Genomic DNA, 21,444 nt, shown 5'->3' with positions numbered 1-21,444 from the left:
TTGTCAGTGGTGGCTCCTACGCTGGTGTCATGTCGGAGATCACGTATGTACGGGGGGACGCCACGGCACCGCGGGGCAAGGGCGTCAAACTGATCGCGCATGTCTGCAACGACCTGGGCGGGTGGGGCAAGGGGTTCGTCCTCGCCGTCTCCCGCCGCTGGCCCGAACCGGAGGCCGCCTACCGGCGCTGGCACCGGGAGCGCGCGGGCAATGACTTCGGCCTGGGCGCGGCGCAATTCGTCCGGGTGGGTCCCTATGTGTGGGTGGCGAACATGGTGGGGCAGCGGGGAATGCGTACGGGCAGCAAGGGGGTGCCCGTACGGTACGAGGCGATCGACACGGCGCTGGGCCTGGTCGCCGAACGGGCTGTCGAGCTGGGGGCGTCGGTTCATATGCCACGGATCGGTTGCGGTCTCGCGGGCGGCAGTTGGTCCCGGATCGAGCCGCTGATCGAGCAGCGGCTGGTGAGCCGGGGGATACCCGTGACGGTGTACGACTACGGGGAGGGGCCCGTCGCGCACCGTGGCTGAACGCTCGTCACCGGTGAACCGGTGCTCGCCGTGGGCTTCTGTCCACGCGATCCGGCAGCGCTCCGGAAGCCCGCGCCCTTCTGATCACTGGCACCGTCGGGTCGGGCAAGACCTCGGTGGCCGACGCCGCGGGCGATCTGCTCACCGGTGCCGGGGTGCCCAACGCCGTCATCGACATGGACTGGAGGCGCCGGACCTGGCCCGCTCCCCCCGGGAGACCGCTTCAACTTCGCCTTGCTGCTGCGGAATCTGGGCTGCGTGGCCGAGAACTACCTCGATGCGGGCGTCACCCGGCTCGCCCTCGCGGGCGTCGTCGAGGACGCGGACGACCGAAAGCAGTGCGTGCGGGGTTGGAGGGCCACCACCTGCCGGGCAGGATCCCGCCGCCCCTGCCGCTCGCCGATTCGCCGGAGATCGCATACTGGAACACACATCAGCCGGGTACCGATCCGCACGCCCGCCGACTGCTGGGAGCGCCCGCATGAGCAGCGAAGAACCCCGGGGGAGCGCCCCGGAGCCGCCCCCGCCCGGCGGAGTGCTGTGGAGCCTCGCCGGGGACGTTCGCGCCCTGCTGATGCTCCCCGCGGCCCTCACCCTCCAGGTCGCGCACCCGGCGGTAGGCGCGGGCGTCGACGAGCACTCGGTGTTCCGTACGGACCCGTGGGGGCGCGGCGAGCGGTCCCTGCGCTCGCTCCAGCTCTGGGTGTACGGGGGCGAGGAAGCAGCCGAGGAGGGGCGCAGGCTGCGGAAGCTGCATCGCACCATCCAGGGCACGGACAGCCGAGGGCGCCGCTATCACGCACTGTCACCGGAGAACTACGCGTGGGTGCACGCCACCGGTTTCCCCATCTACCGGCACGCCACGCGCTATCTCGTTCGCCCCCTCACCGAGGCGCAGGAACGGGCCCTGTACCGGGAATGGCTCCAGGTCGGCCGGGTCCTCGGCATCCACGACCGGGACATGCCGCAGTCGATCGAGGAGTTCTGGCCGTACTACCGCAAGATGCTCGCCGACGAGATCGAGGCGACCGTCGTCGTCGAGGAGCTGGTCGCCACCGACCGGCCGGTACCGCCGCCGGACCGGGGCCCGCTGCCCGTCAGACTGCTGCTCAAGGCACTGTGGCCGCTTGTGCTCCCGCCGCTGGCCCGGTTCCGCAGATTCGTCACCATCGGCCTGATGCCGCCGGACGCGCGCGAGGCGATCGGTCTGGAGTGGACGGACGCGCAGGAGCGGAAGCTGCGGCGGTTCTGCGGTGTCGTGCGGGTCGTGGTGCCCGTGCTTCCGGAGCGGCTGCGCTATCTGCCGTACGCGCGTCGGGCCAGAGCCGCCCACCGGGTGCGGGGCACCCGCTGAGCGCACTCGGGCCCACGGTGTTCAGCGGCTCGACGCGCCCTCGGCGACTGCGGGCGCCTGCGGGTCGGCCGCGGCCGTACGGGCCCTTAGCCGTACGGGCCCTTATGCGGACAGGGGCGCTGGGGAAGCCGCTCCGGCGGGCGAGCGCCCCTGCGCGGGCCGCCACGGCCTCCAGCGTGGGACGGACATCGCGAGCGGAATCGGGGCTTGGAGCGGGCAAGGGACGCTCCTCGTGCGCACGGGAACCGGCCGCGAGCGGCCGGGGCCGGCGGATCAGCACGAACCTCGCCGGCCTGTCCGGCGCCGGCACCCCCGCCCGGGGGTGACAGCGCCGACAGTGCCCCTGTGGATCAGTCCCGGTCGTGGATCGTGTTCGTCGCGGCGATCTTCCTCCAGGAGGCGGGCTGCCCGGCGCTCCGCACGGTCCGTGCCGCGCTCGACGCCGGAGCCTCCGGCCGCGAGGGCTGGTACAGCCAGGTGTCGAAGAATCCGGCGAGCGGCGTGCCCGACACCCGCTCCGCGTACGTCACGAAGTCGCTCACCTTCGCGTTCCCGTAGGCATGCTCGGCCGGCCAGCCCTTCAGCAGCGCGAAGAAGGTCTCGTCACCCAGCTTGTTCCGCAGCGCCTGGAGGGCCAGCGCCCCACGGTCGTAGACGGCCCCGTGGAACTGGTTGTCCGGACCCGGGTCTCCCGGCTTCACCGTCCAGAACGCGTCGTCCGCCGGATGGAGGGCGTACGTGTAGTCCGCCAGTTCCTGCGCCGTTCCCTCGCCCTCCTTCTCCGACCACAGCCACTGGCTGTACCGGGCGAAGCCCTCATTGATCCAGATGTCCTTCCAGCCGTCGACGGACACGCTGTCGCCGTACCACTGGTGCGCCAGCTCATGCACGACGACCGAGACATTCGCGCCGTTCGCGAACTGCCGCGGGCTGTAGAACGGCCTGGTCTGCGTCTCCAGCGCGAAGCCGCTGGTCACATTCGGTACGTAGCCCCCGAGCGCGTTGAACGGATACGGACCGAAGACATCCGTCAGCCACTCGGCGACCTCGGTGGTCCGCTCGATGCTGGCGCGCGCCGCCCCGTCGTTGTCGCCGAGGTCCTTGCTGTACGCGTTGAGGACCGGCAGGCCGTCCGCCGTTTTGTCCGTGGTGATGTCGAACCTGCCGATCGCGAGCGTCGCCAGGTATGTCGCCTGCGGCTTGTTGGAGCGCCAGTTGAACCGCGTCCAGCCGAGCTTCGAACTCTGCGACTGGAGCACTCCGTTGCTGATCGCCTGGGTCCCGTCCGGGACGGACACCGACACGTCGTACGTAGCCTTGTCCAACGGGTGGTCATTGCTGGGGAACCACCACACAGCCGACTCCGGCTCCTGCGCGGCCACACCGCCGTCCGGGGTACGGGCCCAGGCGGTCCAGCCGCCGATCTTCAGCTCGGACGGCTTCCCGGCGTACCGTACGACCACCGAGACGGCCCGGCCCTTCGCCAGGGTTCCGGCCGGTGTGATCTCCAGTTCCTGGGTTCCGCTCTTCGCGTACTGCGCCTTCTTCCCGTTCACCCGCACTTCGGAGACATCGAGCCCGAAGTCGAGGTCGAAGCGCGAGAGGTCCTGGGTGGGGGTGGCGAGGATCGTCGCCGTGCCCTCCAGGAGGTCGGTCGCGGGCTGATACTTCAGCCTCAGGTCGTAGTGGGACACGTCGTAGCCGCCGTTGCCACTGGCCGGGTAATAGGGGTCTCCGATACCCGGGGCGCCCGCGGTGCCTCCGGCGGCCGATGCCGGGATCGCCAGCAGCAGGAAGGCCGCGAGTGCGCTAGGGACGATGAGTCTGCGGTGCACGAATGCTCCAAGTCTTCGGGGCGGATGATCTTTTCGACCGGTCTTTCGACACTATTCAGCGTTCCCCGGCCTGGTCGTGTCCATGGCCACCCCTGTCACACGATCGCCATTCGGCCGACATGACACCTTGACTGCCTTTCCGTAAGATCGGCGTGCGATCGCCCCCTGTCGCACAGGAGTTGACCGGGGTACCTTCCGCAGATGCCGATACGTGCGCGGGGCACCCGCTTGACATACAGATCGCTGGTGGTGGCGGCCTCGGCCGCCCTGATGGCCGTCCTGCTCTCGCCGGCAGGTGCACAGGGCTCGAGCCCGCGGGAGAGCAGAGCCGTCTACTCGTACGGGAACGCCGTCCGTGAGTCCGTCTGGGTGGACACGGGACTGGACGGCGACGGAAACGGGAAGAGCGACCGCGTCGCCGTCGACATCGTCCGGCCGCGCGAACCCGCACAACAGGGCCGCAAGATACCCGTGATCATGGACGCCAGCCCCTACTACTCGTGCTGCGGGCGGGGCAACGAGAGCCAGTTGAAGACGTACGACACCAACGGCGACCCCGTCCAGTTCCCGCTCTACTACGACAACTACTTCGTCCCGCGCGGCTACGCCTTCGTCGCCGTGGATCTGGCCGGTACCAATCGCTCCGACGGCTGCGTCGACGTCGGCGGCCGCTCCGACATCCAGTCCGCGACAGCCGTCATCGACTGGCTGAACGGCCGGGCCCGCGGCTACACCACCCGCACCGGCACTGAACTCACCTCGGCAGGCTGGTCCAACGGCCGTACCGGCATGATCGGCAAGAGCTACGACGGCACCATCGCCAACGGTGTGGCGGCGACCGGCGTCGACGGGCTGCGGACCATCGTTCCGATCGGTTCCATCTCCTCCTGGTACGACTACTACTTCGCCCAGGGCGCCCCCCTCTACGACGGTGGTCCCGAATGGCTCTCCGGCTATGTCGAGAGCCCCGAGGCGCGGGCGCGCTGCGCGGCCGTGCAGCAGAAACTCGTCAACGAGGCGCCCCGTACCGGCGACTGGACGAATCTCTGGAGCGAGCGCGACTACGTGAAGGACGCCCGCAAGGTGAAGGCCAGCGTCTTTGCCGTGCACGGGATGCAGGACCTCAACGTCCGCACCAAGCACCTCGGCCAGTGGTGGGACGCCCTTGCTGCGCAGGGTGTGGAGCGCAAGATCTGGCTCTCCCAGACCGGTCATGTCGACCCGTTCGACTACCGGCGCGCCGAGTGGGTCGACACGCTGCACCGCTGGTTCGACCACTACCTCCTCGGTTACGACAACGGCATCGACCACGCACCGATGGCCGACATCGAACGCCACCCCGACCAGTGGTCCACCGACAAGGTCTGGCCGCCGCGCACCACCGCCGCCACCACCGTGCGCCCCGGCACCGGCACCGAACCCGGCGTCGGCACCCTCACCCGGAGGACCGCCCGGCCCGGCGCCACCGAGACGTTCACCGACGACCCGCAGCAGAGCGAGACGGACTGGGCTGCCGACCTGGACCGGTCCACGGGCGCCAAGGCCGGGTTCCTCACCGCGCCGCTCGCCCACGACCTGCGGCTCTCCGGCTCGTCGAAGGTGACCGTCACCGCGACCCCGACCACCTCGACCGCCCATCTCTCGGCCGTCCTCGTCGATGTCGGCCCCGACACCATCCGGGACTACGGCGCATCCGGCGAAGGCATCACCACCCTCACCGATCCCACCTGCTGGGGCGCGAGCACGGCCGGCGACAGCTCCTGCTTCAAGGAGACAACGGCCAGGACCGCCGCCGTCGACCGGACCGTCTTCAGCCGCGGCTGGGCCGACCTCGGTACGTACGCCTCCGCAGGCAAGGGCCGCCCGCTCACCCCGGGCAAGCGCTACACGATCACGGTCGACCTGGCCGCGAGCGATCACGTCGTGCCGGCCGGACACCGCCTCGCCCTGATCATCGCGGGCACCGACCAGGACCTCATCGACCCGCCGGCCTCCACCCCCACGCTCACCCTCGATCTGGCCCGCACGTCCGCGAAACTGCCGTTCGTCGGCGGCGCCGAAGCGTTTGTACGTGCCACCGCGGGCTCCGCGCATGCGACAGCCACCCCCCGCGCATCCCATACCGAAGGCGTGGCACCGCCGCGTCCCGCACACCGCATCCCGGGAGGCAGCCGCTCATGACACCCCGTATCCCGCTCGTCCGTAACCTCGCCATCGCCGTCGCCGCGACGGCGCTGGCCGTCCCCCTGGCCGCAGCCCCGGCCGAGGCAGCGCACACCCCGCCCCGTACCGGCTTCGAAACCAGCAACGGGGCCCACTGGACCGGCCAGCCCGAGGAGCAGTCCTTCCTCGCCGCCGTCGACCGGGGCAGCGACCGGGTCTCCGTCGACCGGATCGGTACGACGAAACAGGGCCGCCCGCTCCAGCTCGTGCGCATCGGTAACCACGGCCCCGCGGCCACCACGGTCCTGCTGATCTGCAGTCAGCACGGCAACGAGCCGTCCGGCCGCGAGGCGTGTCTGACCACCATTCGCGATCTCGCGTACGCGGACGACCGGGCGACCCGCACTTTCCTCTCGCACACCGATGTCCTCGTGGTGCCCACCGCGAACCCCGACGGGCGCGCCGCGAACACCCGGGGCAATTCCGACGGCGTCGACATCAACCGCGACCACATCGCCCTGCAGACCGCCGAGGCGCGCGCCATGGCAGCGGTCATCCGCGACCGGAAGCCCGAGGTGATCTACGACCTGCACGAGTACGGTGCCACCCCGCCGTACTACGACAAGGACCTGTTCGTCCTCTGGCCCCGCAACCTCAACGCCGCCGACCGGGTGCACAACGAATCGCAGACCCTGGCCGAACAGTACGTACGGCCCACGGCCAAGAACGCCGGCTACAGCAGCGGTCTCTACGGGATCTGGACCGACCCGGTCACCGGAGACCCGATCAAGCAGACGGCGGGCGACGGACAGGAGCGCATCCTGCGCAACACCTCGGGCATCAAGCACGCGGTGGGCCTGCTCATCGAGTCCCGCGTCGATGCGCTCACCGACGCCGAGAAGGCCGACCCGGCCCTCAACAGCCGGCGCCGCGTCGACTCGCAACTCGTCGCGCTCGACGGTCTGTTCCGCTTCACCGACGAACGACGCGGTCCCATCGGCGCCGCCACCGCCGCGTCCCGTGCGGCCGGGTACGCCGACCGCGGTCCCGTGTACCTCGGGGGCGCGGACAACGAACCGGCCGAACCCGTCGAGATCCTCCAGGACCCGCCGTGCGGCTACCGCCTGAGCGCCGCGCAGTTCGCCGACGTCAAGGACGAACTCGCCCTGCACGGCGTCACCTCCCGGACCGACGGTGACGGAGCATACGTACCGTTGCGGCAGTCGGCCCGGAACCTGATTCCGCTCCTCCTGGACGAGCGGGCGACATATCACCTCACAAGCGGTCAGGCTGATACGGCTTGTTGATCCCGTGAACCATGTGATGCGTGTGGTACTGCCTACGGAGCGCGAAACTCAGCTTCCGTGAAAGGTGCCACTCGTGTCGCAGGACGAACGGAGAACGGGCGGCCGGGGGGATCTGCCGGTCACGGCGGATCCCCCCGGCGACCCGACGCGAGACAGGCACCCCACGACCGACCGGGTGGTGTTCGGAGTCACCGCCGTCCTCACCCTCGCCTTCGCGACCTGGGGCGCCGCCGCCACCGATTGCTGGCGCTGCACCGGCGGGAGAAGACCCGCATCGGACTGTTCGTCGTGATCATCGGGCCCGGGCCCGATCACGGACCACCGCGATCGCCCGTCCGAGCCCGGAACGCTGTCCGACTGAGGCCCCCGCGGCCCGGCCGCCCGCGTCCTCCGCCCCGGTTCAGGACAGGAGATCGGCCGCCGCTCGCGCGCAGCCCAGGGCCACCGTCACCCCCGCACCCCCATGCCCGTAGTTGTGCACCAACCGCCCGCCGCCCGGCAGCGGTTCGGCCCCGATCCGCACACCGGTGTCTCGTGCGGGACGCAGACCCACCAGGTGCCCGATGACCCGAGCCCCCGCGATCTCCGGCCGGATCCGGGCACACCGGGCCACGATATCCTCGGCGGTACGTGGGTCGGGCACCGTGCTCCAGTCGTCCACCTCGGCCGTGCCGCCGAGAACCAGCCTCCCGGGCTGCGGGAAGAAGTACGTCGTCGCGTCCGAGGCAGGGTCCGCCTCGGTGAACCACTCCTCGATCCCCGGGTTCTCCACCAGCACCAGCTGGCCGCGGACCGGGCGCACCCCGGCATCGGGGACCAGCTCGCGCGCCCCGAGACCGGTGCAGTTGACTACCGTCGACGCCTCTGCGGCGGCTTCGTCGAACGAGGTGACGGTACGCCGCTCGACAACGCCGCCGGCCGCCGTCAACTGCCGCTCCAGCCAGCTCAGATGCGCCGGCATGTCGATCAGCGGCAGCCGGACCCGCAGCCCCTCCGCGACCTCGCTCACGTGCTTCAACTGCCCTGCCCACGAACCGAGAGCGGCGAGCCGCTCGCCCCCGTGCAGACCGGAGACCAGCCGCACCCCCGTCTCGTCCGGGCGCCCGGCCAGCTCCTCGTATCTCCGGAGCGATGTCAGCGACCAGTCACCGACCAGCTCCTCCGGCTCGATCCGGTACGGCCACCACAACGCCCCCGCCACCGCCGACGTCGTCGCCGCGGCCGGCTCCCTGGACCAGACCCGCACCCGGCGGCCGCGCTCGGCCAGCACCAGGGCCGTGGTCAGCCCGCTGATCCCACCACCCACCACGATCACGTCCGGCACGTCCGTCCGCCCCGTCACCTCTGCCCGTGTGTCGCTCATGGCCGGACGCTAACGGAATCCGCGCTGCCGTGCGCACAACAGGTCCGCGTTGGGAATACTCGGAACATGTCTGCCGAGTACGCGACTTTCGGCCTTGCGCCGGCGATGCGAGCCGGTGGAGTTCTGGCCAGTGGTGACTACCAGGTGCACCGGGACTTCATGGACTTCGTCATCGACGGCCGTCCGCTGCTGTTCCACCTCTCCGACCTCGACGCCGTCTCCCCGCTCGCCTCCGACGTACCGCCCGCGATCTTCACCACCCATGTGCGGCGCCTGCTCCTCGAAGCGGGCGCCCCACTGCCCGACGGACGCTATGTGATCTACGGGTGTCCCGAGTGCGAGAGCCTCGCATGCGGGGCGGTCACCGCCGTCATCGAACGCGACGGCACCGACTTCGTCTGGCGCGACTTCGCCTGGCAGACGTACGAGACCGTCGACCTGGAACAGGGTGGCTACCACGGCATAGGGCCGTTCCGCTTCGACGGCGACCAGTACCGGCAGGAACTGGAACGCCTCCTCCCGTCCGAGGCGGCGGACGGCACGGAACCGGGCCCGGACGCGCCCGCCGGGCAGCGCGTGCTGCTCATCGGCGCTCGCGTCGCCGTACTCGCCAAGCTCGCCGCCGCGCTCCGCACCATCGGGATCGGCACCGACATCACCGCGGACGCCGCCCAGGTGCCGGCCGAGGAACTCCGCGGCTACCGCGCGGTGGTCTTCGGCCGGGCGATCACCGAGGACGAACGCGCCGCCGTGTGTCACGCGTTCACCCGGGCCGCCGCGGACGTGGCCTACGTGGACGGCCTGGCCCCGGTGATTCCGGTGCTGGTCGCCCAGATCGAACACGCCCTGGACCGCAGCGCACCGGCCCGGCGCCGCCTGGTCCGGCTGACGGCGGCGGACGGCACGGCCGAGGTCGACGTCACCTCGGCCTGCCGGGTCAGTCTGGTCGCGTACCGCCTCGACCGGCTGTACCGCACCCACGCGCAGGAGGTCTTCGACGGCGTACTGGAGCCGGGGCAGCACCGAATTCCACTGGACGCACGGGCCGTCAAGGGACAGTCCTTCATCGTGGCACGCACCACCGGGAGCGTGCTGGTGGCACCCGTGATCCACCACTGAGCACGGAGTCGATGGCCCCGGCGAGCCGCCAATCGCCGCACACGATGCCTCGAACGCACCACCGGTCGTCCAGAAGGTCCGCCGCCGTGCCGCGATGAACGGCGACCGGGGCGGGCCCGCCCCGCGATCCGCACCCGCACTCGCCCGAGGCCCTGGATCTCCTCGACACGTGCGTGGAGATACCGATGATCGGCACAGGCGCGAGCCTGAACGTCGCCGTGGCGGGCTCCCTCGCCCTTTACGAACCGGCCGGGCTTCTCTGACACCCGTCGAGAGCGAAGCCGTCCGCCGATTAGGATCGACACCCTGATGACTGCCACTCTCGTCGCCAAGGACCTCGCCGCCGGACACGGCGACCGCACACTCTTCGCCGGACTCGACCTCGTCGTCGCACCCGGTGACGTGATCGGTCTCGTCGGAGTCAACGGAGCCGGAAAATCGTCCCTGCTCCGGCTGCTCGCCGGGCTCGACCGGCCGGAGGAGGGCGAGCTGCGGCTCTCCCCGCCCACCGCCACCGTCGGCCACCTCCCGCAGGAGCCGGAGCGCCGCCAGGACGAGACCGTACGGGACTTCCTCGCCCGCCGGACCGGCGTCGCCGACGCCCAGGCGGCGATGGACGCCGCCACCCAGGCCCTCGTCGACGGGGCACCGGGGGCGGACGACGCGTACTCCGAAACCCTCGAACGCTGGCTGGCCCTCGGCGGCGCCGACCTCGACGAGCGCGCCGAGGAGGTCGCCGCCGACCTCGGTCTGACGGTCGGCCTCGACCTGCCGATGACCGCGCTCTCCGGCGGCCAGGCCGCCCGCGCCGGACTCGCCTCGCTGCTTCTGTCGCGGTACGACGTCTTCCTCCTTGACGAGCCCACCAACGATCTGGACCTGGACGGACTGGAGCGACTGGAGCGGTACGTCTCCGGGCTGCGCGCCGGCACCGTCGTCATCAGTCACGACCGCGAGTTCCTGATGCGTACGGTCACCAAGGTCCTCGAACTCGATCTCGCCCAGCAGCAGATCAACCTCTACGGCGGTGGGTACGCGGCCTATCTGGAGGAGCGCGACCGGGCCCGCAGGCATGCCCGCGAGGAGTTCGACGAGTATGCCGACAAGCGCTCCGCCCTCGAAGGCCGCGCCCAGATGCAGCGCGGCTGGATGGACAAGGGCGTCAAGAACGCCCGCCGCAAGGCCACCGACTCCGACAAGCTCGGCCGCAAGTTCCGCAGCGAAGCGAGCGAGAAGCAGGCCGCGAAGGCCCGGCAGACGCAGCGCATGATCGAACGGCTCGATGTCGTCGAGGAGCCGCGCAAGGAGTGGGAGCTGCGGATGGAGATCGCCACGGCCCCGCGCTCCGGATCGGTCGTCGCCACGCTCCGCGAGGCGCAGGTCGTGCGCGGCGACTTCGCGTTCGGGCCGGCTTCGCTGCAGATCGACTGGGCGGACCGGGTGGCGATCACCGGCGCCAACGGAGCCGGCAAGTCCACTCTCCTCGCGGCGCTGCTCGGCCGCCTGCCGTTGGACTCGGGCCATGCGACGCTCGGCTCGGGCGTGGTGGTGGGCGAGGTGGACCAGGCACGGAAGCTGTTCCATGGCTCGGAGACCTTGCTGGAGGCGTTCTGCGCAGCCGTCCCCGAGACCGAACCGGCCGAGGTCCGCACGCTGCTCGCCAAGTTCGGGCTGCGCGCGGACCATGTGATGCGGCCCGCCACGACCCTCTCCCCGGGCGAACGGACCAGGGCGGCCCTCGCCCTTCTTCAGGGCAAGGGCGTGAACCTCCTGGTCCTGGACGAGCCGACGAACCACCTCGACCTGCCCGCGATCGAACAGCTGGAGTCGGCGCTCGACTCGTACACGGGGACGCTGCTGCTCGTCACGCATGACCGAAGGATGCTGGAGGCGGTGCGGACGACGCGGCGCGTCGAGGTGGCCGACGGCAAACTGACCGAGGCCTGACCCACTCAAGCCCGAGCAGGCGAAAGCCCGAGCAGGCGAAAGCCCGAGCAGGCGAAAGCCCGAGCAGGCGAAAGACCGAGCCCGTCCGGCGATTGAGGACAAAAAGGGGCCCGGGGACGGAGCCCCCCGATTCGGGAAGGGGCGGGTGGGGGACAGCCGCGCAGCGGACCGCCCTCACCCGCCCCCACCGTCAGCGCTTCTTTCCGCCCTGCTTCGGATCCGCCAGCCCCGCCCGCCGCAACGCATCCGCCATGGCACTGTTCACCGGCGCCGGCGCCTGACGCGCAGAGCTGCCACCGCCACCGCCACCGCGCCGGTCACGGTCCTGACCGCCCTGGCCCTGGCCCTGGCCCTGGCCCTGGCCCTGCCGCTGCCGCGGCGGCCGACCGCCCTGGCCACCTCCCTGGCCGCCCCGCTCCCGCTTCGTCCCGCCGCCCTGCGACGACGACTGTCCCTCCGACGCCTCGTCGTCCAGCCGCAGCGACAACGAGATCCGCTTCCGCGGAATGTCGACGTCCATCACCTTCACCTTCACGATGTCGCCCGGCTTCACGACATCCCGCGGATCCTTCACGAACGTCTTCGACATTGCCGACACATGCACCAGACCGTCCTGGTGCACACCGACGTCCACGAACGCCCCGAACGCGGCGACATTCGTGACGACCCCCTCCAGCACCATCCCGGGGGCCAGATCGCCGATCTTCTCGACGCCCTCCTTGAAGGTGGCCGTCTTGAACGCGGGCCGCGGGTCGCGACCCGGCTTCTCCAGCTCCCTCAGGATGTCCGTGACCGTCGGCAGCCCGAATGTCTCGTCCACGAAGTCGTCCGCCCGCAGCGACCGCAGCACACCCGAGTGGCCGACCAGCGACGCGACATCCCCGCCCACCGTCTTCGCCATCCGCCGCACCACCGGGTACGCCTCCGGGTGCACGCTCGACGCGTCGAGCGGGTCGTCGCCCCGGATCCGGAGGAAGCCCGCACACTGCTCGTACGCCTTCGGGCCCAGCCGCGCCACGTCCTTCAGCGCCTTCCGGGACCGGAACGGCCCGTTCGTGTCCCGGTGCGCGACGATGTTCTCGGCGAGACCGGAGCCGATGCCGGAGACCCGCGAGAGCAACGGGGCCGACGCGGTGTTGACGTCGACACCGACGCCGTTCACACAGTCCTCGACGACCGCGTCCAGTGAGCGTGACAGCTTCACTTCGGACAGGTCGTGCTGGTACTGGCCGACACCGATCGACTTCGGGTCGATCTTCACGAGCTCGGCCAGCGGGTCCTGCAGACGCCGGGCGATCGACACCGCACCACGCAGTGACACGTCCATGTCGGGGAGTTCCTGCGAGGCGAAGGCGGAGGCCGAGTAGACCGAGGCGCCCGCCTCGGACACCATCACCTTGGTGAGCTTCAGCTCCGGGTGCCTCTCGCACAGTTCACCCGCGAGCTTGTCCGTCTCGCGGGACGCCGTGCCGTTGCCGATCGCGATCAGATCGACGGAGTGCTCCTTCGCCAGCCGCTCCAGCTTGGCCAGGGACGCGTCCCACTTGTTCGCCGGGACGTGCGGGTAGATGACGTCCGTCGCGACGACCTTGCCGGTCGCGTCGACGACGGCGACCTTCACACCCGTACGGAAACCGGGGTCGAGCCCCAGCGTGGCGCGCGTCCCGGCCGGCGCGGCGAGCAGCAGGTCGCGCAGGTTCGACGCGAAGACCCGTACCGCCTCGTCCTCCGCCGCCGTCCGCAGCCGCAGCCGCAGATCGATCCCGAGGTGGACGAGGATCCGGGTCCGCCACGCCCACCGCACCGTGTCGCCGAGCCACTTGTCGCCCGGGCGGCCCCGGTCGGCCACGCCGAAACGGCGGGCGACCATGTTCTCGTACGTCGAAGGGCCCGGTGTCTCCGAGGGTTCCTCCGGCTCCAGGACCAGGTCGAGCACGTCCTCCTTCTCGCCCCGGAGCATCGCGAGGACCCGGTGCGAGGGCAGCGCGGTGAACGGCTCGGCGAAGTCGAAGTAGTCGGCGAACTTCGCGCCCGCCTCCTCCTTGCCGTCCCGCACCTTCGCGGCCATCCGCCCGCGCGACCACATGCGCTCACGCAGTTCGCCGATCAGGTCGGCGTCCTCCGAGAACCGCTCGGCGAGGATGGCACGGGCGCCCTCCAGAGCCGCGGCGGCGTCCGCGACGCCCTTGCCGGCGTCGACGAAGGCGGCGGCAGCGGCGAGCGGTTCGACGGACGGGTCGCCCAGCAGGCCGTCGGCGAGCGGTTCGAGCCCTGCTTCCCGGGCGATCTGCGCCTTCGTCCGCCGCTTCGGCTTGAACGGCAGATAGATGTCCTCGAGCCGCGCCTTGGTGTCGGCGGCCCGGATCTGCGCTTCCAGGGCCTCGTCGAGCTTGCCCTGTTCGCGTACGGAGTCGAGGATCGCCGCCCGCCGGTCCTCCAGTTCCCGTAGGTACCGCAACCGTTCCTCGAGCGTGCGCAGCTGCGCATCGTCGAGCATCTCGGTCGCTTCCTTGCGGTAGCGCGCGATGAACGGCACGGTCGACCCGCCGTCGAGCAGCTCTACGGCTGCCTTCACCTGCCGCTCGCGTACGCCGAGCTCCTCGGCGATCCTGCCTTCGATGGACGTCGTCACGGTTCTACCGACTCGCCTTCTCGTACTGGCTGTGCTGGGCTGTACTGGCTGTGCTTGCCGGGGCGGAGCCCCTTCCGCCTGCATTGTGCCGGGTGGCCGGGCGCCGTGTCGCCCGACCACCCCACTTGTCCGCCGGTCGGCGGGTCGGCGGGATCAGCTCTTGCCGACCAGATCGGCCGGGAACGCACCCGCAGAAGCCGCCGTGAGGAGGAATCCGCGCGCCAGCTCGGTGAGCCGCTCCACGCCCTCCGCACCCAGATGCTCGTACGGTGCCAGGTCCATCCGGTCCGTGGTGTCCTCCAGCTCCGCCCGCAGTGCGACGCCCGCCTCCGTCAACTCGCCCTCGCTGTCCAGGAGTCCGCGCCGGCGCAGCCGTTCGGCCGCGTCCTCCCAGTCCGTGCGGCGCCAGCCGCGGGTGGCGAGCACCCAGCGCGGGGACATTCCCTTTCCGGTCGCGGTGTGGCTGACCAGGGCCTCGACCGGGTCGAGACCGGCGGCGAGGAGCGCGGCAAGATGGCCGTCACCGCGGTGTTCGCGCAGCAGCGTCCCGGCGTGCCAGTACGCCAGATGCGGCTGCTCCGGCACCGGCAGATCGGCGTGGGCGGCGTAGAGCGGCCGGGCGTGTCGCGTGCACGCCTCGGCGGCGCGCAGCGCCAGCTCCGCGGCCTCGGCCAGCTCGGGGGAGTCGATGATCTCCGGGCCGAGCAGCTGGCGCAGCGTCGTGTCCGCGGCCCGCAGCCGGGCGTCCAGGACCGCCTGCGGCGAAGCAACGGACCACACCGCGGGGAGGTGCCGGGCGACGAGTTCGTGGTTGAAGTTGTAGAAGGTGGCGGTGACCGTGCCTGGTCCGACGGCGCCGAGCGCCGCTCCGCGTGCGGCGAAGTAGGCGGCGTTCGAGTCGTGGATGCCGAGCTCTCCGAGCTCCTTGCCGAGGTCGGGGGAGAAGTAGACCGTCGAGTGCAGCGGGTTGATGGCGTTGTGGCAGCGGCGTCCGGCGCGCGGCGGCAGAGTACTCATGCCCGCACGTTACCGACTGGTCGGTACGCCCCGTAACCCCCGGGGCCACGCCCAATTTCGACCAGGACCGGCATGGCAGGAAAGGTGGGTTCTTCGTCATTGCAGCCATCGTCGTGGCCGCCCAGGATGGCAGACATGACGCAGCGATCCGTACTCGTCGTCCTCTTCGACGGTGTTCGGAGTCTCGACGTGGCCGGGCCCATGGAGGTGTTCGCCGGTGCCTCCGGCTTCCCGGACGTCACGTACGAGCTCCGCACCGCATCCCGCCGCCCGGAGGGCGTGGCCCGCCGCGGGCCGGGCGAGACTTTGCCGACACGCCCTGCCTACGGGATGTCCGGCGGATCATGGCCGGCACTCAGGTCGTCCAGGTGAAGCGCGGCGCCCGCCTCTCCAGGAAGGCGGCGACACCCTCCGCGGTGTCGCCGCTGCGGCGCGCCTGCTCCACCCAGTACGCGTCCCGGTCCTCCCGCCCCGTGGCGAACTCCTTCGCCGCCGCCTGTGTCAGCTGTGAGCGCGATGCCAGGACCCGTACGTACGCCTCCACCCGCTTGTCCAGCTCGCCGGCCGGCAGCACCTCGTCCACCAGTCCGGTCCGCAGCGCCCGTTCCGTGCCGATCAACTCGCCGGAGAACAGCAGATGCTTTGCCGCGGCCGGTCCGATCAGCGAGAGCAGCCGCCGGGTCGACGACGCGGCGTAGACGATCCCGAGCTTGGCCGGGGTGACGCCGAAGGATGCGCCTTCCTCGGCGAACCGCAGATCGCAGGCGGCCGCCAGCTGGCTGCCGCCGCCCACGCAGTAGCCGCGCACCGCGGCGAGCGTCGGCCGGGGGAAGGCGGCCAGGGCCTCCTCGGCCGCCACCGCCAGAGCCTGCGGATCGTACGCCGGGTCGCTCGCCCGGTCCCGCAGCGAGGAGATGTCCGCGCCCGCACAGAAGGTGTCCCCGGCGCCGGTCAGAACCAGGGCGCGCACAGCGGGGTCGGCGGCCATCCGCTCCAGCAGTCCGGGCAGCGCCTGCCACATGGCGGCCGTCATGGCGTTGCGCTTGGCCGGGTTGCTGATCACGACGGTGGCGATGCCGTCCGCGACGGTGAGCTGCAGCTGCGGTTCCGTACGGTCCATGCGCCGGATGCTATCCGTCCCGTTCGAACCTATGATCAAGAAGGGGGTGCGAAGCAGGCACGCACCGTGAGGAGCTGTCAGATGCCCGGTCCCGAACTCCAGGGCAGGAAACTGAGCCGCGGCTTCGGCGGGCTCGTCCTGCTCGGTGCTCTCCTCGTCGTGGCCGGCCTGGTCGGTCTCGTCTACACCGAGGTCGCGACGCTGACCTCGATGCTCCTCTTCGGCTGGCTGCTGCTCATCGGCGGCCTCGTCGGTCTGCTCCACGCGATCCAGTCCCGCGGCACCGACTACTTCTGGCTCGGTGTGGTGGTCGCCGCGCTGTACATGGCCGCAGGTGTCGTCGTGATCCGCCATCCGCACGGCACGGCCGAGGCGCTCACCATGTTCGCCGCGCTGCTCTTCCTGACCGGTGGGGTGTTCCGGCTGGTGGGAAGCGTCGTGGTGCGCGGGCCGCAGTTCGGCTGGACGCTGTTGCAGGGCGCCTTCGGGCTGCTCCTGGGACTGTTGGTGCTCTTCGGCTGGCCGCACAGCAGCCTCTATGTGCTCGGTCTGTTCTTCTCGCTGGCGTTGCTCTTCGACGGGCTGGGCCTGATCGCGATCGGGGTCGGTGGCCGCCGTATCGTCTCGCTGGTCTCGGACCAGATGGCGGCCGAGGCACTGCCGGACAAGCCCTCAGAAGAAGATCAGAACCAGTCCAAGAACTGACACTGTCATATTCTCATTCGAAAAAATTCTGTCGATAGAGGTCGACTTCTGCTCAGTAGCACAGCCCGGACCGACTACTCCCCGCACTCTGTACTTCGACGTGCAGTGACTGTCGAGTTGAGAGCGGGTGCGGGAACTATGGAGAGCCGCGGGAGTGTCCCCGCCAGGCCCGTGTCCTACGAGGGAGTCTGGCGGTTCACCGCGCCGGCCGTCGACGTCTCCGTACCGCAGGCCCGGCACGCCGTACGCGATCTGCTGAACCGCCAGGGCGTGCCGATGGACGAAGGCATCGCCCAGGGCCTGCTGCTCATCGTCTCGGAGCTGGTCACCAACGCCGTGAAGCACGCCGCGCTGCTCTCCCCGGAGCTCGCCGTCGAGGTGGCCGTCGGTGCCGAATGGGTCAGAGTCTCCGTCGAGGACAACCACCCGTACCGGCCCACGGCGCTGGAGACGGACTATGCGCAGACGGGCGGGCGCGGGCTGCTGTTGGTCCGGGAGATCACGAACGAGGCGGGCGGCACCTGCGATGTCGAGCACACCGCCGGCGGCGGAAAGATCATCTGGGCGGCGCTGCCACTGAACCGGTACTTCTGACCGCCCCCGCCCGTCCCGCGCCCGCCGTTCGGTTCGCCGCTACCAGCCCGCGGACGGGCCGGTCAGCTCCCTGATCGCCGGGCGCGCGGCATCGAGCACCGTCATGAACCACGCCGAGAACGGTGCCTCGGCATGCCGCTTCGCCAGTTCGTCGGCGGCCACGAACGCTGTCTCACCGACCTCCTCCGGGTCCGGCTCCGGCTCCGCCTGCGCCATGCCGACGAAGAGGTGGTTGAACTCCTGCTCCACCAGGCCCGAGGCCGGGTCGGGGTGGTTGTAGCGGACGGTGCCCGCCTCGGCCAGCAGCGAGGGCGAGATCCCGAGCTCCTCGTACGTACGCCGGGCAGCGGCGGTGAAGGGTGCCTCTCCCGGGTACGGGTGGCCGCAGCAGGTGTTCGACCAGACACCGGGGGAGTGGTACTTGCCGAGCGCCCGGCGCTGCAGCAGCAGTCTGCCCTGCTCGTCGAAGAGGAACACGGAGAACGCCCGGTGCAGTTGACCGGGTGCCTGGTGGGCGGCGAGCTTCTCCGCCGTGCCGATGGTGGTGCCGTTCTCGTCGACCAGTTCGAGCATGATCGCTTCTGCTGTGCCGTTCGACGAGCTGTTCGCCGCGGTGGCTGGTGTGGTCGGCATACCCATCCTTCGCTATGGTGCCCGGCCTCGTGCGCCGGTCCCCTCGAGTCTGCTCAAGTCTGCCGCACAAAAGCGGCTTGTCCGTACTTCGGGTCCTGGCATGTCCGGTCCCGCCGCACCTGGTGGATGCGGCGGGACCGGACGGCACGTCAGATCCCGAACGCCGCCGGATACTGGATCGTGCCCGTCGGGACGGGCCCGGAATCGTCGAGGACCAGAGCCATCATCGCCTCGTCCGGCACCTCGAAGCCCGCCCGGATCCCGTACCGGGACGCCGGTACGAAGCCGAACCGCGGGTAGTAGCCGGGATGTCCGGCCGGGACCACAGCCCAGATCGAGGACGCGCGGACGGTGCGGCAGTGGGCCGGTGCGGGCGAGCAGCCATCGGGTGGTGGCGTCGGAGCCGGGACTCTGCCGGGGCAGATGGTGATGCAGGGAGAAGAACGCCTCGTAACGGGCGGCGTGATCGTTGTCGGTCAACGTGGGAAACCCCTGAGTGAGAGGGTTCCGGTCGACGTGGCGACTCGGCGTGAGTGAGCCGGGGCGTCAGCCGGGAACCCGGGAGCTGAAGAAGGACCGGATGCTGCGCCGGGCAGGCGCCGTCGCGACGGTCATCAACCTCAGCTCCTCTCTCAGAGCCTGTCGGGTGACCTCTGATCGGGCGGCCACGCCCTGGCACGCACGCTTCCCGAGTTGCCGAAACGCCCTAGGAGCTCCTTCCCCAAGCTCTCAGCTTCGTTCGAGCAGGGGAGACCTCATCCGAGGGTCTTCCGGCGCCTTGGAATCGCACGCACCAGACCGCGTCCGCTTTCCGATCGAAGGTCACCCGACAGGCTCTCAGGCAAGGGGAGGCTCGCACACCTCTGCGCACGACCCTAACACCCACGCCAGGGCGGCAGTTGGAGTACTGCGCTGAATCGCCGTTCAGTGACAGAGTCTGGCCTCGTGCTCCGCGTGACCGCTCGGCTCCAGCTGGAACGTGCAGTGCTCGACGTCGAAGTGGTCGCCGAGACAGCCCTGCAGCTCGTGCAGCAGCTTCTCGTGCCCCATCGAGTCGAGCAGCTCCTGCTGCACCACCACATGGGCGGAGAGCACCGGCATCCCCGAGGTGATGGTCCAGGCGTGCAGGTCATGGACGTCCAGCACCCCGGGCAGGGCGGTGATGTGGGCCCGTACCTCGCCCATGTCGACGCCCTTGGGGGCCGCCTCCAGCAGCACATTGAGCGTCTCCCGGAGCAGCTTGACCGTACGGGGGACGATCATCAGGCCGATCAGCAGCGAGGCGATCGGGTCGGCGGCCTGCCAGCCGGTGGCCAGGATGATGGCGGCCGAGACCAGCACGGTGACTGAGCCGAGCGCGTCCGCGAGCACCTCCAGATAGGCGCCGCGCACATTGAGGCTGTCCTTCTGCCCGCGCACCAGGAGCGACAGGGAGACCATGTTGGCGACCAGGCCGACGAGGGCGAAGACGATCGTCAGCCCGCCCCGGGTCTCGGCGGGCGTGATGAAGCGCTCGACCGCTTCGTAGAGCAGATAGCCGCCCACGCCGAGCAGCAGCAGGCAGTTGGCCAGAGCGGCGAGGATCTCGGCCCGGGCGTAGCCGAACGTTCGATTGAGACCGGCCGGCTTGTTGGCGAAGTGGATCGCCAGCAGCGCCATGCCGAGTCCCAGCGCATCGGTCGCCATATGGGCGGCGTCGGCGATCAGTGCGAGCGAGTCGGAGAGCAGACCACCGATGATCTCCACGACCATCACGGTGAGCGTGATGCACAGCGCGATCCGCAGCCGTCCCTTGTACGCGGCGGCAGCGGTGCCGGTGGGCGGCGGCCCGCCGTGCGAGTGCCCGTGATCGTGCCCAGCCCCCATGGGGACGCCTCCGGTCGTCTTGCGGAACCGGACCCGTATCGGCCCGAGAAGGCCAGTGAACTACGGGTAGGGGGTATCGGGCAACACGGCACTGAACACCGTTGTCATATGCCCTGACCTGCGGAAATGATGGCAGGTCAGGGCGGTGCACCGTTCAGGTGCGGATCACGAGGCGAGTGCCTCGGGGTGGCGCAGGCACCAGCCCTCCCAGGCGGACTCGACCATTTCCCGCACCCCGAGCCGGGCCGTCCAGCCCAGCTCCTCGGACATCCGTGCGGCGGAGGCGACGGCCCTGGCCGCGTCGCCGGGCCGGCGCGGCTCGGTCTCCGGCTTGGTCCGGTGGCCGGTGACCTCGCCCACCAGATCGGCGAGCTCGCGCACCGAGACGCCCTCGCCGCGGCCGATGTTCACGGTCAGGTCCCCGGGGCCGTCCTGCTCGGCAAGTCTGCGGGCCACCGCGAGATGCGCGTCGGCGAGATCGGCGACGTGGATGTAGTCGCGGATGCAGGTCCCGTCCGGCGTCGGATAGTCGTCGCCGAAGATCCGGGGGGCCTCGCCGCGGGTCAGCCGGTCGAAGAACATCGGAATGACATTGAAGACGCCCGTGTCCGAGAGTTCCGGCTCGGCCGCTCCCGCCACATTGAAGTAGCGCAGACAGCCGGTGGACAGCGAGTGCGCCCTCCCGGTCGCCCGGACCAGCCACTCCCCGGCGAGCTTGGTCTCACCGTACGGATTGATCGGTGCGCAGGGAGTCTCCTCGGTGATGAGTTCCACGTCCGGTACGCCGTACACCGCGGCCGAGGAGGAGAAGACGAAGTTTCGCACACCGGCCGCGACCACGGCCTCCAGCAGGACGGTCAGCCCCGAGACATTCTCCCGGTAGTAGAGCAGCGGCTTCTCGACGGACTCGCCGACCTGCTTCTTCGCTGCGAGATGCACCACACCGGTCACCGCGTGCCTGGCGAGCGTACGGTCGAGCAGCGCGCGGTCGGCGGCCGAGCCACGGATCAGCGGTACATCGGCCGGGAGCCGGTCGCGGATGCCGGTCGACACGTCGTCGAGCACGACCACCCGCTCCCCGGCAGCCGTCATGGCCCGTACCACATGTGCCCCGATATATCCCGCTCCGCCTGTGATCATCCATGTCATGCCCGTCAGCCTAGGTCTATGCCGCTGCGGCGTGTGAACCGAGGCAGAGCCCGGTACCCCCGCGGTTTGTGAGCCGGGGCCGGGATCGACGATGATGATCGCGGGCGGCG

Annotated in this window: 17 protein-coding genes and 3 pseudogenes; 10 read left to right on the top strand and 10 right to left on the bottom strand. The window is 70.3% G+C overall.

Features of this window, described 5'->3' with window-relative positions:
* Positions 1 to 29: 29 nt before the first annotated feature.
* Together ACWD6R_RS27770 and ACWD6R_RS27765 are read left to right on the top strand one after the other, a co-directional pair.
* Positions 30 to 530, top strand: coding sequence for a macro domain-containing protein (locus tag ACWD6R_RS27770; protein WP_451821204.1), 501 nt, complete (start codon positions 30 to 32; stop codon positions 528 to 530).
* 481 nt (positions 531 to 1,011) lie between these two features.
* Complete coding sequence (locus ACWD6R_RS27765; protein ID WP_451821203.1) at positions 1,012 to 1,884, top strand: oxygenase MpaB family protein; 873 nt, start codon at positions 1,012 to 1,014, stop codon at positions 1,882 to 1,884.
* Positions 1,885 to 2,234: 350 nt separating this feature from the next.
* Here the strand turns inward: ACWD6R_RS27765 and ACWD6R_RS27760 are convergent, their stop codons facing one another.
* Positions 2,235 to 3,719: a M1 family metallopeptidase gene (locus ACWD6R_RS27760; protein ID WP_451821202.1), complete on the bottom strand. Its 1,485-nt coding sequence runs from the start codon at positions 3,717 to 3,719 to the stop codon at positions 2,235 to 2,237.
* A gap of 201 nt (positions 3,720 to 3,920) precedes the next feature.
* On the opposite strand from ACWD6R_RS27760, the gene ACWD6R_RS27755 reads away from it, so the two are divergent.
* Positions 3,921 to 5,900: a Xaa-Pro dipeptidyl-peptidase gene (locus ACWD6R_RS27755; protein WP_451821201.1), complete on the top strand. Its 1,980-nt coding sequence runs from the start codon at positions 3,921 to 3,923 to the stop codon at positions 5,898 to 5,900.
* The gene (locus ACWD6R_RS27750) at positions 5,897 to 7,189 is read left to right on the top strand and encodes a M14 family metallopeptidase (protein WP_451821200.1); all 1,293 of its coding nucleotides are present in this window, start codon (positions 5,897 to 5,899) and stop codon (positions 7,187 to 7,189) included. The genes ACWD6R_RS27755 and ACWD6R_RS27750 overlap by 4 nt, the downstream gene beginning before the upstream one ends.
* A 400-nt stretch (positions 7,190 to 7,589) precedes the next feature.
* On the opposite strand, the gene ACWD6R_RS27745 is transcribed toward ACWD6R_RS27750, so the two are convergent.
* Positions 7,590 to 8,552 (bottom strand): FAD-dependent oxidoreductase, encoded by a 963-nt coding sequence (locus ACWD6R_RS27745; RefSeq protein ID WP_451821199.1) that lies wholly within the window; start codon positions 8,550 to 8,552, stop codon positions 7,590 to 7,592.
* 66 nt (positions 8,553 to 8,618) lie between these two features.
* Here ACWD6R_RS27745 and ACWD6R_RS27740 point away from each other — a divergent pair, with 66 nt between their 5' ends.
* The 3 genes from ACWD6R_RS27740 (at position 8,619) to ACWD6R_RS27730 (ending at position 11,618) form a co-directional block, all read left to right on the top strand.
* Positions 8,619 to 9,671: an oxidoreductase gene (locus tag ACWD6R_RS27740; protein WP_451821198.1), complete on the top strand. Its 1,053-nt coding sequence runs from the start codon at positions 8,619 to 8,621 to the stop codon at positions 9,669 to 9,671.
* Between the two features lie 152 nt (positions 9,672 to 9,823).
* Positions 9,824 to 9,934: a hypothetical protein gene (locus ACWD6R_RS27735; protein ID WP_451821212.1), complete on the top strand. Its 111-nt coding sequence runs from the start codon at positions 9,824 to 9,826 to the stop codon at positions 9,932 to 9,934.
* A gap of 46 nt (positions 9,935 to 9,980) precedes the next feature.
* Positions 9,981 to 11,618 (top strand): ABC-F family ATP-binding cassette domain-containing protein, encoded by a 1,638-nt coding sequence (locus tag ACWD6R_RS27730; RefSeq protein ID WP_451821197.1) that lies wholly within the window; start codon positions 9,981 to 9,983, stop codon positions 11,616 to 11,618.
* A 190-nt stretch (positions 11,619 to 11,808) separates the two neighbouring features.
* Here ACWD6R_RS27730 and ACWD6R_RS27725 read toward each other — a convergent pair whose 3' ends face one another.
* Both ACWD6R_RS27725 and ACWD6R_RS27720 read right to left on the bottom strand, forming a co-directional pair.
* Positions 11,809 to 14,250 (bottom strand): Tex family protein, encoded by a 2,442-nt coding sequence (locus ACWD6R_RS27725; protein ID WP_451821196.1) that lies wholly within the window; start codon positions 14,248 to 14,250, stop codon positions 11,809 to 11,811.
* Positions 14,251 to 14,403: 153 nt separating this feature from the next.
* On the bottom strand, positions 14,404 to 15,267 hold the full coding sequence (locus ACWD6R_RS27720; RefSeq protein ID WP_451821195.1) for an SCO6745 family protein: 864 nt from the start codon (positions 15,265 to 15,267) through the stop codon (positions 14,404 to 14,406).
* 135 nt (positions 15,268 to 15,402) lie between these two features.
* Between ACWD6R_RS27720 and ACWD6R_RS27715 the strand changes: the two are divergent.
* Positions 15,403 to 15,531, top strand: a pseudogene (locus tag ACWD6R_RS27715) (GlxA family transcriptional regulator); the annotation flags it as partial.
* A 91-nt stretch (positions 15,532 to 15,622) separates the two neighbouring features.
* Here ACWD6R_RS27715 and ACWD6R_RS27710 read toward each other — a convergent pair.
* The gene (locus ACWD6R_RS27710) at positions 15,623 to 16,387 is read right to left on the bottom strand and encodes an enoyl-CoA hydratase/isomerase family protein (protein ID WP_451821194.1); all 765 of its coding nucleotides are present in this window, start codon (positions 16,385 to 16,387) and stop codon (positions 15,623 to 15,625) included.
* A gap of 81 nt (positions 16,388 to 16,468) precedes the next feature.
* On the opposite strand from ACWD6R_RS27710, the gene ACWD6R_RS27705 reads away from it, so the two are divergent.
* The gene (locus tag ACWD6R_RS27705; protein ID WP_451821193.1) at positions 16,469 to 17,092 is read left to right on the top strand and encodes an HdeD family acid-resistance protein; all 624 of its coding nucleotides are present in this window, start codon (positions 16,469 to 16,471) and stop codon (positions 17,090 to 17,092) included.
* Positions 17,093 to 17,230: 138 nt separating this feature from the next.
* On the top strand, positions 17,231 to 17,686 hold the full coding sequence (locus tag ACWD6R_RS27700) for an ATP-binding protein (protein WP_451821192.1): 456 nt from the start codon (positions 17,231 to 17,233) through the stop codon (positions 17,684 to 17,686).
* Positions 17,687 to 17,725: 39 nt separating this feature from the next.
* On the opposite strand, the gene idi is transcribed toward ACWD6R_RS27700, so the two are convergent.
* From idi to galE, 5 genes and pseudogenes are all read right to left on the bottom strand, one after another.
* Positions 17,726 to 18,319 carry an isopentenyl-diphosphate Delta-isomerase gene (gene idi, locus ACWD6R_RS27695; protein ID WP_398951929.1) on the bottom strand — a complete coding sequence of 198 codons (594 nt, stop codon included), beginning with the start codon at positions 18,317 to 18,319 and terminating at the stop codon, positions 17,726 to 17,728.
* Between the two features lie 149 nt (positions 18,320 to 18,468).
* Positions 18,469 to 18,645, bottom strand: a pseudogene (locus ACWD6R_RS27690) (GNAT family N-acetyltransferase); the annotation flags it as partial.
* Positions 18,611 to 18,799: pseudogene (locus tag ACWD6R_RS27685) on the bottom strand (transferase); the annotation flags it as partial. The pseudogenes ACWD6R_RS27685 and ACWD6R_RS27690, both read right to left, overlap by 35 nt.
* Before the next feature lie 444 nt (positions 18,800 to 19,243).
* A complete protein-coding gene (locus ACWD6R_RS27680; RefSeq protein WP_451821191.1) occupies positions 19,244 to 20,185 on the bottom strand; it encodes a cation diffusion facilitator family transporter in 942 nt (313 codons plus the stop codon).
* Between the two features lie 165 nt (positions 20,186 to 20,350).
* Entirely contained in the window at positions 20,351 to 21,334 is a 984-nt protein-coding gene (gene galE / locus ACWD6R_RS27675) for a UDP-glucose 4-epimerase GalE (RefSeq protein ID WP_451821190.1), read from the bottom strand.
* Positions 21,335 to 21,444: the final 110 nt, after the last annotated feature.

The organism is Streptomyces sp. NPDC005151, from assembly GCF_053599875.1.
The sequence above is the reverse complement of the archived record's forward strand: the minus strand, read 5'-3'. Positions and strand labels throughout refer to the sequence as shown.